At 45.7% G+C, this 12664-nt stretch carries 7 protein-coding genes; 6 read left to right on the top strand and 1 reads right to left on the bottom strand.

The window, feature by feature from the left end; genetic code table 11:
• Positions 1 to 5 precede the first annotated feature (5 nt).
• Positions 6 to 1136 carry a PepSY domain-containing protein gene (locus tag EPX21_RS18800; RefSeq protein WP_166670815.1) on the top strand — a complete coding sequence of 377 codons (1131 nt, stop codon included), beginning with the start codon at positions 6 to 8 and terminating at the stop codon, positions 1134 to 1136.
• 143 nt (positions 1137 to 1279) lie between these two features.
• Here the strand turns inward: EPX21_RS18800 and EPX21_RS18795 are convergent, their stop codons facing one another.
• The gene (locus tag EPX21_RS18795; protein ID WP_134091209.1) at positions 1280 to 3550 is read right to left on the bottom strand and encodes an aconitate hydratase; all 2271 of its coding nucleotides are present in this window, start codon (positions 3548 to 3550) and stop codon (positions 1280 to 1282) included.
• A gap of 291 nt (positions 3551 to 3841) precedes the next feature.
• On the opposite strand from EPX21_RS18795, the gene EPX21_RS18790 reads away from it, so the two are divergent.
• From EPX21_RS18790 to EPX21_RS18770, 5 genes are all read left to right on the top strand, one after another.
• On the top strand, positions 3842 to 4429 hold the full coding sequence (locus EPX21_RS18790; protein WP_134091208.1) for an RNA polymerase sigma factor: 588 nt from the start codon (positions 3842 to 3844) through the stop codon (positions 4427 to 4429).
• A gap of 119 nt (positions 4430 to 4548) precedes the next feature.
• Entirely contained in the window at positions 4549 to 5691 is a 1143-nt protein-coding gene (locus EPX21_RS18785) for a FecR family protein (RefSeq protein ID WP_134091207.1), read from the top strand.
• 135 nt (positions 5692 to 5826) lie between these two features.
• Positions 5827 to 9129 carry a TonB-dependent receptor gene (locus EPX21_RS18780; RefSeq protein ID WP_240768732.1) on the top strand — a complete coding sequence of 1101 codons (3303 nt, stop codon included), beginning with the start codon at positions 5827 to 5829 and terminating at the stop codon, positions 9127 to 9129.
• A gap of 38 nt (positions 9130 to 9167) precedes the next feature.
• Positions 9168 to 10631 carry a RagB/SusD family nutrient uptake outer membrane protein gene (locus EPX21_RS18775; RefSeq protein WP_166670814.1) on the top strand — a complete coding sequence of 488 codons (1464 nt, stop codon included), beginning with the start codon at positions 9168 to 9170 and terminating at the stop codon, positions 10629 to 10631.
• A 12-nt stretch (positions 10632 to 10643) separates the two neighbouring features.
• Positions 10644 to 12647: an FAD-dependent oxidoreductase gene (locus EPX21_RS18770; RefSeq protein ID WP_134091205.1), complete on the top strand. Its 2004-nt coding sequence runs from the start codon at positions 10644 to 10646 to the stop codon at positions 12645 to 12647.
• The last annotated feature ends 17 nt before the right edge of the window (positions 12648 to 12664 follow it).

The raw sequence follows: 12664 nt of genomic DNA, 5'->3' as shown, positions 1-12664 counted from the left end.
GGGCGTTGAAAAAGAGATTGTTGAAAATTAATGCTTTCTTACACCGCTGGCTCGGATTATTGTCTGGGCTGGTGGTGTTTATCTTAGGGATAACGGGCTGTATCCTGACTTTTCAATCGGAAATTGAAGATTACCGGGAGCCTTGGAGACGTGTGGAACGCGCTCCTGCCTTTCATGAATCACCTAAGAAAATGGGAGCCATCTTATTGGATTCCCTGCCCAAGAGTGATATCAGAGGGCTGCGTTACCTAGGAAAGGGGCGGAGTGTGGTGATGGATTTTGTGTTGGAAGGGAAGCCGAGGACGGCTTTCGTAGATCCTTATCAGCACCGGATATTGAAAATTAAAGAGAATACAATCAGTTTCTTTCCGGTGGTATTGCATTTGCACGTGAACTTGCTATTGCCGGGGATGATTGGCCATGCGATTATTTCTTATGCAACATTGGTGTACATCGTTTTGTTGTTGGGTGGATTGGTTTTGTGGTGGCCAAAGAAATGGAACAAAAGGCTCTTACGAAATGCCTTGACCATGAAGTGGGGGGCGGGGCCAAAGCGGGTAAATTATGATCTCCACAATGTGCCGGGCTTTTATGCTTTCTTGCCTTTCCTGGTAATTGCTTGTACCGGTATTTTTATCAGTTTATCCTGGTTCTCCGGTTCGGTCTATTGGCTCGCCTCTGGTGGAAAACAACTGCCTAAGCGGGAACTACCCAAAAGCATCGTGCAAGAGCGGAGCAATCTGAGCCCTATGGACGCAGTAGATTCGGTTTGGCAACTTTTGGGGGCGGATAAACATCGTCCTGACTACGCTTTAAGTTTTGTAATGCCCGATAAAGAGGAGGATGTCGTCACCGTAACGGATAATCCGGCTCCGGAAACGGCTCATCTAGCGGTGATCCGCCATTTCGATCGGTATTCGCTGAAGCCTATTTCCATGCCTCATTATTGGCAGAAAGATATAGAGCAGGCTAATGGGGGAGATTGGATAGGCCGCTATAACTACGATGTGCATGTTGGGCGTATTGGTGGTATAGGAGGAAAATGCCTGGCCTTTATGATATCACTGGTATGCGCTTCCTTGCCCATAACAGGATTCTTTATCTGGTATAATAAAAGAACGGGCAAAAAGAGATAAAGAGGTCGATTTCTTTGTGTTCTTATCAGATGATTACCAAAAGGTTGGAATCAAAACTTAAGGAACCGCCCTGTACCGAACGGTACGCAGCGTGGTGTGAAAGGATAGATAGGGAATTAATCCCTATCTTCCTACTCAATTTATTAAGCCTGTTGGCTTTGATTCTTGCGAATTATATTTAAAGCGCCTCCGGCTTTAAACCATTCAATCTGTTGCGCATTGTAAGTGTGATTTACCTGAATGCGATCTTCCGTTCCATCATGATGTAATACCACGGTTAATTGCTTGTCAGGAGCAAATTCAGTTAAGCCAACAATGTCGAAGGTATCATCTTCTTTAATAAGATCGTAGTCGGCCGGATTGTCGAATGTGAGCGCCAACATTCCCTGCTTTTTCAGGTTGGTCTCATGGATACGTGCAAAGGATTTAACCAATATCACCCGAACCCCTAAGTGGCGAGGCTCCATCGCTGCGTGCTCCCTTGAAGAACCTTCTCCATAGTTTTCGTCTCCAACAACAATGGTGTTGATTCCGGCAGCTTTATAAGCACGTTGCGTAGCCGGAACCGGGCCATATTCTCCTGTAAGTTGGTTTTTAACATTATCGGCGGAATCGTTAAAATAATTAATAGCGCCGATCAGCATATTATTGGAGATATTGTCCAAATGTCCGCGATATTTGAGCCAAGGACCTGCCATAGAGATATGATCCGTGGTACATTTACCTTTTGCCTTTATAAGCAATTTTAAACCGGTTAGATCAGTGCCTTCCCATGCTTTGAACGGTTCAAGCAGTTGCAGACGATCGGATGTCGGACTTACAAGCACTTGTACTTGGCTTCCGTCTTCTGCAGGCGCTTGGTAGCCCGCATCTTCTACGGCAAAACCTTTTATCGGTAATTCCAATCCTTGTGGCTCGTCTAATTTAACCTGCTCTCCTTTTTCATTGGTTAGCGTATCGGTTAACGGATTGAATAACAAAGAGCCGGATATCGCCATAGCGGTAACAATTTCTGGAGACGCTACAAACGAATGCGTATTCGGGTTACCGTCGGCACGTTTTGCAAAGTTGCGGTTGAAAGAAGTGATGATGGAGTTCTTTTCTTTCTTTTCTGCACCATGACGAGCCCATTGTCCAATACAAGGTCCGCAGGCATTGGCTAAAACAACGCCACCGATCTTGTCGAAAGTATCAAGGAAGCCGTCGCGCTCTACCGTATACCGAACCTGCTCAGAACCTGGCGTAACGGTGTATTCCGATTTAGCTACTAAGTTTTTATCCACCGCTTGTTGAGCCAGCGAAGCAGCGCGGCTGATGTCTTCATAAGAAGAGTTTGTACAAGAGCCAATCAGTCCTACTTCTAATTTCTCAGGCCAGCCGTTTTCTTTAACGGCAGCGGCGAATTTAGAAATTGGCCAAGCAAGATCCGGAGTAAACGGACCGTTGATATGTGGTTCTAACTCAGAGAGATTGATTTCAATTACTTGATCAAAATATTGCTCAGGATTTTCATATACTTCACTGTCGCCAGTAAGGTGATCTTTGATGCTGTTTGCTAAGTCTGCTATGTCCGCACGATCGGTACCGCGCAAATAGGCTTCTGATTTTTCGTCATAACCGAAAATAGAAGTCGTAGCGCCGATCTCTGCTCCCATATTACAAATGGTACCTTTACCGGTTGCAGATAAAGAACGGGCACCTTCTCCGAAGTATTCAACAATAGCTCCGGTGCCACCTTTTACGGTTAAAATGCCTGCAACTTTCAGAATCACGTCTTTTGCTGCTGTCCAACCGCTTAATTTGCCCGTTAATTTTACCCCGATCAGCTTAGGGAATTTGAGCTCCCACGGAAGTCCTGCCATCACATCGCAAGCGTCCGCACCGCCCACACCAATGGCAATCATACCCAAACCACCGGCATTCGGCGTGTGTGAGTCTGTTCCGATCATCATCCCACCTGGGAATGCGTAATTTTCTAATACCACTTGGTGGATAATACCCGCTCCCGGTTTCCAGAAGCCAATGCCGTATTTGTTTGACACAGATGCTAAGAAATCGTACACCTCTTTGTTTTGGTCAGTCGCTACCGCCAAATCGCTTGAAGCACCCACTTTCGCTTGAATCAGGTGATCACAGTGTACTGTTGAAGGAACAGCTACTTGCGGACGGCCAGCCTGCATAAATTGAAGAAGAGCCATCTGCGCCGTTGCATCTTGCATCGCTACACGGTCGGGTGCGAAATCTACATAAGACTTGCCACGGCCATACGCTTCTTTTGCTTCACCATCCCAAAGGTGGGCATATAAAATTTTCTCAGTTAAAGTAAGAGGTTTACCAACAGCGTTGCGGGCCGCTGCTATACGGCTTTCGTAGCGTCCGTAAACCGCTTTGATCATGTCTATGTCAAATGCCATTTTATATATGTTTTTTGTTTTGGATGTTACAACGCTTTAGGGGCTGTGATGGAGCAACAAACCCAGCTATATTGCTCTGCTGCGCTCATTCTCAGCTGTTAAAGCGAGGCGAATTTAAGAAAAAAAAGAGATGAAAGGTGTATGTTTAGCGGTTAAGCGCTTATTTGGAAATGTTCTAAACAGGTGTGGAGATAAAGGCATAGGGATCAAGGTCTACGCAGAACGACTTCCTTTTTCTACGGAATTTTGTATTATTGCAGTATAGACCAAGGAAGCCTAATTCACCATTTTATGGCAAAGGAACGCGATCACGACCAATTATGCCTACTCAAAAAGGGAGATGAGCAGGCTTTTGCCGCTTTATACAATGAATACTGGGAAGCACTGTTCAGATTTGTGAAGCGTATTCTGCCCGAACAGGAGGAGGTTGCCGATGTTTTACAGGAAACATTCGTCTCGTTTTGGGAACTGCGCAATAATTTGCATCGCGTGCGATCGATAAAAGCCTATCTTTTTATTATGGCCCGCAATTTTGCCTTTAAGCGCTTACGTGAGCATTTAAAACGAACGGAGGTCGTAGATCGACTGGTAATCTTCTATGGCGAGCCTTTAAACAGCCCGGAGGAAAATCTCGATTTGAAAGAGCTTGCCAATCTCATAGATGCTGAAATTGATAAACTGCCGGAAAGGATGCGCGAAGTGTTTCTGTTAAGCCGGAAAGAGCATCTTTCCTATAAGGAGATCGCCGAAAAGTTGCAGATATCCGATTTAACTGTCAAGAAGCAAATTAACAATGCGTTAAAAAGCCTCCGCTTAAAAATCGATGAGGAATATATCCCCTATTTAGTCTTGCTCATCATCATTGATCTTGCTCGCTGACTAGGCGCTTGAAGAACGGACGCCACCTCTTGCAAAAAAAATAAATTTCCTCTACTACTTTGCAGTGGTAAAAAGCTCTTATCTATAAAAGACCGATTATCCAATTATCAAACGAAGCCATGCAACCAGAAAAATTGCGCGAACTTTTACGGAAATATGCTGCTGGCGAGTGCACGGTACAAGAGCAAAAATGGCTCGAAGACAAGATGCTTCGTAAACCTATAGCGGGTGCTTGGGATTGGAGCAGTGAGGAAGAAAAGATCCAAATGGGCCTCCGGATCAAGAAAAATATTGATAGGCAACGACTAGCCAAAAGAGATAAAATAATTAGGCGTTTATGGATCAAAGGCGTGGCCGCTTCTTTCTTACTGTTGCTAGGATATCTATGGATAGCACAATATCAACAGAAAAAAGAGGAGAAAATAGATCGACTGGTTATTAACGAATCGGTTTCACATGCAGTAGACGGCATCGTTTTAACGCTGGCCGATGGAACCAAGATAAACCTCGATCAACAAGAAGGAGCGCTTATTGAAGAACAGGGGGTGTCGATCCGAAAAACGCGCGATGGTTTGCTTGTTTATGAATCCGATGGAGACGCTTCGCCAATGGCAGCGGAAGCGGTTGCACAAAATACAATCTCAACACCCAATGGCAAGCAGTTTCAGCTGAGTTTGCCAGATGGCACTCAAGTTTGGTTGAATACAGCAAGTAAATTAAGCTATCCACTCGTTTTTACGGGTGGAGAACGGCGGGTGTCCTTAGAGGGGGAGGCCTACTTTGAGGTAGCGCCTAATTCCGCCAGGCCATTTAAGATTACGGCTTTGGAGACGGAGATCGAGGTAACAGGTACGCACTTTAACGTATCAGCCTATACTTCTGATAAAAAAGTAATCACCACATTGCTGGAGGGCGGCGTCCGGGTATATAAAGACGAAAAGCAAGTAGCGCTTGGCCCGGGTTATCAAGCTACGACTTATCAAGGAAAACAGGGAATTGAAAAGCGTGTCGGGAATATAGAACAAACCATGGCCTGGAAAAACGGCTACTTCATATTCGATAATATGGATATCGTCTCCATCATGAAGAATGTGGCCAGATGGTATGATATACAGATCGTCGTGGAGGGAAAAATGCCGTTTAAACAGTTTGGTGGCACTTTTCCGATGACCGGAGGTCTTGATGAATTATTAAATGACTTGAGTACAATAGGACAAGTGCAATTTGAAAAAAAAGGAAAGGAGGTGCGGATTATATGGTAACATAAAGTCGAAGAGTCCGAAGGCCTAAAAACCAGAAGTGCGGCTAACACCTCTGGCTGAAGGCGATAAAAATATCGCTTTAGGTCTTAAATATGGGTCGCTAAACCACATTAAACTTTAAAACCTGAATGACAAATGTATAAAAAATTGATTGCATTTAATGGCAAGGACACTGCACATGTCCTGCTTAAACTGCTTGTAATGTTAAAAATCTCGCTATTGCTTTTAATGATTACCGTTTCGCAAGCGGGGGCGGAGGTCTTTGCTCAAAAGGCAAGTATTAAAGCGAATAAGATAACGCTCAAAGAAGTATTTAGTGAATTACGGAAGCAGACAGGATACCATTTCCTTTATTTAACGGAGGATTTGCGGGATACGCATCCGATAAGCTTGGATTTTAAGCAAACGGATTTGGAAGAGATTCTACAGTACTGTTTCGCTGATCAACCGCTTAATTATCAGATTAGACAAAATCGGGTGTTGATCTCGCGTAAGGAGATTTCAAATCCCAGAACGCCGACAGTACAGGAATTCCTCATAAGAGGAAAAGTGACGGACGACAAAGGCAATGCCTTGGAAGGGGTTACCGTTGCCTTGAAAGGTACGTCACAGGTGACGATGACAAATGCTGCGGGACAGTATCAGCTAAATATGAACAAGGAAAGCGGTACCGTGGTGTTTTCTATCGTCGGTTTTACGGTAGAGGAACGGAGTGTACAGGCCGGTGCCACGATGAATGTGACCTTAAAGGAGCTTGTTGCAAACATGGATGAGGTCGTGGTGGTGGGCTATGGAACGGTGCGCAAAGGCGATCTGACAGGATCGGTCACTTCCGTAAAATCGGAGGATATTACGGCTTTGCCGTCCATTAATGCGATGCAAAGTCTTACCGGTCGCAGTGCGGGCGTACAGGTGATTCAAGGATCTGGCGCCCCGGGCTCGGGTATCAATGTGCGGGTTCGTGGCGGGAATTCTTTGTTGGCAAGCAACGAGCCGCTTTACGTGGTGGACGGTTTTGCTATCTCCGGTAGCCCCACCATCCTGGATCCGGCCGACATTGAGTCGATGGAAGTATTGAAAGATGCCTCGGCAACGGCTATCTATGGGTCTAGGGGTGCCAATGGTGTCGTGATTATTACAACAAAGGCAGGCAAGAAAGACCTGAATCAAGTGAGCTTTAATAGCTATCTCGGCTTTCAACACGTGATCAAGAAGCTGGATATGCTGAATGCCCAAGAGTTCGCAAGCATTGCCAATGAACGTGCGCGGAATGATGGTGTAACACCTTATTTTACGGAGGAGGAGGTCGCCGCTTTTGGAGAGGGAACCGATTGGCAGGACGCGATCTTTCGTACGGCTCCCATTCAAAATCACAGCTTGAGTATCGGCGGTGGAAATGATCGAACACGCTATGCTGTTTCGGGTAGTTATTTCGGGCAGGACGGCATCGTGATTAATTCGGGATATAAAAGAGCTTCTATCCGATCCAATCTAGAGCAGAAAGTTTCCGACAAGTTCAAGGTGAACTTAAGCACGATTTTAAGCCGGACCATCAGTGATGCTTTAACCAATGATAACCAGTCGAGAGGATCTGGTGTTGTTTCCGCCGCGCTGGTTGCCCCTCCCACGGTGCCGGTTTACGATGAAAACGGTAACTACTCCAATGTTGTGCCGTACTCGTTTAGCTCCAATGCAGCAGAAAATCCGGTAGCATTGGCTTATGAACGCTTGAATAAAACAACGGGAAGTGGTGTCCTCTCCAATTTGGCCCTTTCTTATACCTTTGTAGAAGGGTTAACCTTGCGTGTCTCCGCGGGGATCGACTATGCAAATTCCAAACAGGATTATTACTCTTCGCGCTTAATCCGTTCCACACCGGCCGGAAATGCCAGTACCACTTATTATACGCGGACGAACTTTCTGAATGAAAACATTTTAAACTATAATAAGACCTTTGGCATCCATCAGCTAGACCTTACCGGAGGAATCACCTATCAATCGGAGATTGTACATAATAACAGTCAGACCGCAAGTGGCTTTACCACCGATGTCCTGAAAAACAATAACCTGCAAGCAGCAACGGTAATCGGAACGCCGCAGGCCAGCGTTTTGGAGTGGAAACTGCTGTCAGGATTGTTGCGGGCGAATTATACCCTCCAAGGTAAGTATTTGTTCACGGCGAGTATTCGTGCAGATGGCTCCTCGCGATTTGGAACGACCAACCAATGGGGGTATTTCCCATCAACGGCTTTTGCCTGGCGGATAAACCAAGAGGATTTTCTGAAAGATGTGGAAGCTATTTCAAACTTGAAATTCAGGGCCAGTTGGGGGCAATCGGGTAATACGGCCATTAATCCCTACGGGTCGCTCAATGTATTGTCGGGCTTTAATATCATTCTTGGTGATAATTTATATACAGGCTTCGCCCCACAGGATATCCGTCCAAATCCTGACCTTAAATGGGAAACCACCACGCAAACCAATGTGGGTTTTGATCTCGGCCTGCTGAACGAACGCATTCGGTTTACATTCGATTTTTATAATAAGAATACGCGTGATCTGTTGGCGAGTGTTCCGCAGCCAACCTCCACTGGCTACGTTTCTCAGTTCCAGAACATCGGTAAAATCCGTAACCGTGGAGTCGAATTTGAACTAGGGGCAGATCTTTTCAGAGGCGATTTTAAGTGGGACGCTTCCCTGAATTTTTCGGCCAATAGAAATAAGGTATTGGAACTGGCGAATAACGCGGACGTTTTCGGACAGGCGCTTTCCATACCTTTAAGTGTAAGTCCGAATTTAGTAAGGCAAGGCCATCCCGTGGGTGTGTTTTTTGGATTTGAAGAAGATGGTTTGAATGAACAAGGACGTATTCAATACCGGGATCTAGATAATAATGGCGTAATCAATAATTTGGATCGCACCATTATCGGCAACCCAAATCCTGATTTTATTTTTGGATTTAACAATAATTTGAGCTACAAGAATTTTACGCTTAATGTTTTCTTTCAGGGAACGCAGGGAGTGGACGTGTTTAATTTTAACTTATCCAATCATGCCAATGCCTTCAATTTCGGAGAGAATCAGGTGCGCAGTAGTTTAGACCGCTGGACGCCGGAGAATCCGGATCCAAATGCGCCTAATCCCATGGTCAGTGTCGCTTCCAGCTTCCGTGAATCAGATCGTTTCATTGAAGACGGCTCTTTTATCCGCCTAAAAAACATTCGGCTGGGATATAATTTTCCGGTGAGCAAGCTTTCCTTTATTAAGGCGCTTCAGGTATATGCAAGTGGCCAGAATTTATGGACGCGTACCAACTATTCTTGGTATGATCCTGAGGTAAGTACCCGTACGAACCAATCAGCAACCACCATCGGAATCGATCAAACCAGTTATCCGGTTGCTAAAACTTTTACGTTCGGACTACAGGCTAGTTTTTAAAGGTATTCACAACTTTTTGAATCTTTATTATGTACACAATGAAACCATTCCAATATCTCTTTATAGTCATGCTTTTTTTGGCGGGATGTGCAAAGACCCTCGAAGAAGTTCCAAGCGATCGCTTGTCGGAAGAAAATTTTTATCAAACCGAGCAAGATGCCGAAGCTGCGGTTAATGCAATTTATGCGCCTTTTCGCGAGTTAGGGTATTATGGCGGCTTTTATATGTTGCTAACGGAATCATGTTCCGATTATGCAAATGGCAGGGGCTCCTTTGCACCGGTAAGTGAATACAATGGCTTGGATGGTGCAAATATTGCCCGGGCAGAAACCATTTGGACGCTAGCCTATCGTGCTATTTTAAGAGCCAATACGGTTTTGGATAAGGTGCCGAATATTGCCATGGATGAAGCTGGAAAGGCCGCTCTTTTGGCCGAAGCACGCTTTTTACGGGCTTTGGCTTATTTTGATCTGGTAAGAAATTTTGCCGGTGTACCCTTGAGGCAATCGTTAAATGACCCGACCGACATGCCGCGCAGTAGCGTGGAGGAGGTGTATCAGTTTATTATTGCCGATTTGGAAATCGCCGGTAACGATTTACCCAATATAGCAACGGTACCGGGCAGGCCGAGCGCGCTGGCGGCCAAAACGCTGTTAGCTTATGTTTACTTGACCTTGGAAAATTGGGAAGCGGCACGCGACCTTTCGAATGAGGTAATCCGCGCCGGAACCTATCAACTCGTTCCGGTAGCCGAAGCAGAAGATTTCGATAATTTATTCGGGGCCGGCGTCACGAGTAGTCCGGAAGAAATATTCTCCTTTAAATATTCCTCCTCGGGCGGACAAGGCTTTCAATATCTTGTGTATATTCATGGGGAGAATACCTTATACGCGCCTTATGGATTTCGAACCATCTATGCGCGCGAGACTTTTCCGCTCATAGCGAATTGGTCGGACGACGACCTTCGGAAAGCGTTCAATTTATACGGCTCTTATGTCCATCGAAATAGCGGTGCCCTCGTGCAGCTGCCATCCAATGAGCCTTATCAATTTAAGAAGTTCTCGGACTTGTCTTCGGTAGCAGTAGATGCTAGCGGGAATGATATGCCGGTACTTCGATACGCGGATGTGCTGTTGATCTATGCGGAGGCGGCAAGTCAGGCAGAGGGCGGGCCGAGTCCGGCAGCCTTTGAGGCTATTAACCAAGTAAGAAGGCGCGCATACGGAGCAAATACGCAGGTTGCTAATCCAGCAATCGATCTGGCGGGCTTAGACCAAGCGGCTTTTAGGAATGCGGTATTCGAAGAACGTGCCTATGAGTTTATGGTAGAAGGGAAGCGATGGAATGATCTCAAACGTCTCGGGAACGACCGTGTTAAAGAAATTATCCGCACAGCCAAAGGAAAAGAAGTAAGCGATAGTCAGTTTTTATGGCCAATTCCAAAGGCCGAAATGGATAATAACAATGCCTTGGATGCAAACGATCAGAATCTTGGATACTAATGATGAAATAATATGAGAATTTTAAGTATTTATTGTTTACTGCCACTTTTCTTTTGCTCTCTTTTAAAGGCTCAATCCCTAAAAGAAGAATACGATATCTGCATCTATGGTGGTACATCAGCAGGGGTGATCGCTGCTTATACGGCTTCAAAAGCAGGTAAGTCGGTCGTTTTGGTAGAACCGGGCGGTCGCTTGGGCGGTATGTCGTCAGGTGGCCTCGGTTATACCGATATCGGTAATAAATATGTTGTGAAAGGTTTGGCACTTGATTTTTATCGGAAGCTCGGGCTGCATTATGGAAAATTTGAGCAGTGGATCTTTGAACCTAAAGTAGCGGAAGCAATCTTTCGGCAATATATGAAGAAAAGTGAGGTGACCATATTATATCGTCAGCAGCTGGCGGAGGTTGAGAAGAAGGGAGGTGTCATACAACAAGTCCGGTTTTCTCCGACGGGCGGAGCGTCGAAATCGACCTTGGTTAAGGCAAAGGTATACTTGGATTGCACCTATGAAGGGGACTTGATGGCTCGGTCGGGCGTAGCTTATCACGTTGGGAGGGAGGATAACCGGGTGTACGGTGAAACGCTAAATGGCGTGCAGCTAATGACCGGTCATCAAATACCGGATGGGATTGACCCTTATAAGATCCCCGGCGATTCAAGCAGTGGTTTGCTTTGGGGTATCAGCAATAGCCGTTTACAAGCGACTGGTACCGGCGATAAAAAGGTACAGGCTTATAATTACCGCATTACCTTAACCAATGTGCCCGAAAATCGCATAGCAATCGAAAAGCCTGAAAATTACGATCCCACACGATACGAATTGCTGAAAAGAATAAAGGAGAAGAATCCATGGAAAGGCTTAAATGATGTCTTTATATGGAGCCTGATGCCGAATGGGAAAACGGATATTAATAACCGGAATGGTTTTTCTACGGATATGATTGCAATGAATTGGGAGTATCCGGAAGCCGATTATAATCGTAGACGTGAAATCATCAAAGCGCACGAGGATTATACAAAAGGCTTGCTCTACTTTGTAGGACATGATGCTTCGGTGCCACAAAAGGTGCGCGATGAAATGTTGCAATGGGGTTATCCGAAAGACGAGTATTTGGATAACAACCACTGGAGCCCTCAATTATATATACGGGAAGCCCGCCGAATGATTGGAGCGCTTGTGATGACACAACATCATTGCCAAGGTAGGGAACGGGTGGATGATGAGGTGGCATTTGCCGCTTATACCATGGATTCTCATAACTGCGACCGACTGGTGGTGAACGGGATGGTGAAAAACGAAGGGAACGTGGAAGTTGGCGGCTTTCCACCCTTTCCAATTTCCTACCGCGCTATGGTGCCGCAGCAAGTGCAAGCTGAAAATCTGCTTGTACCGGTTTGTTTATCTGCCAGCCATATTGCTTACGGATCGATCCGTATGGAACCGGTATTTATGGTGCTGGGCCAGTCTGCTGCGGTGGCCGCCTGCCTCGCCATCGATGAAAGCAAAGCGGTACAGGATGTTGATGTAAATGAAATACGAAGGACCGTCGCCGCAAACCCAAAAGCGGATGGCAGAAAAGCGGACGTATTGATTGACAGTCAGGATAGCAGTCGGATAACACGAAGCGGTAAATGGGAGTTGCGGCATAGCGGCGGTTTTGGTAGGGCCTACCTCGTGGCCGATAATACTGACGCCAACGTGAAGTTCCGTTTTATTGCAAAAGAACTAAAAGCAGGAGATTACAGGCTTTATACGTATTTTCCTAAATTAAAAGAAGGTGCAAATCGGCTGAACTTGAGTGTTTTCAACGGTAATGATACGATCGAACAGCAAATCGATGTGTCAAAAATCAATATAGAGGGGCAGACCTCGGGCGACTGGATCGAACTGGCCACAGTGAGCATTCAGCCGAATACCGGTAAAGACGCTTATGTGGAAATGCGTGCAAGTGGAGAAAAAGGAGTAATAGCCGCCAATGCGGTCCTCTTTGTTCCTAAGGACGACCAAGAATAACCTTAAATTGTAAATCG

Origin of the sequence: Olivibacter sp. XZL3 (genome assembly GCF_004368405.1) — a bacterium.
GTDB lineage: Bacteria > Bacteroidota > Bacteroidia > Sphingobacteriales > Sphingobacteriaceae > Olivibacter.
This window is presented reverse-complemented; position numbering and strand designations above follow the sequence as displayed.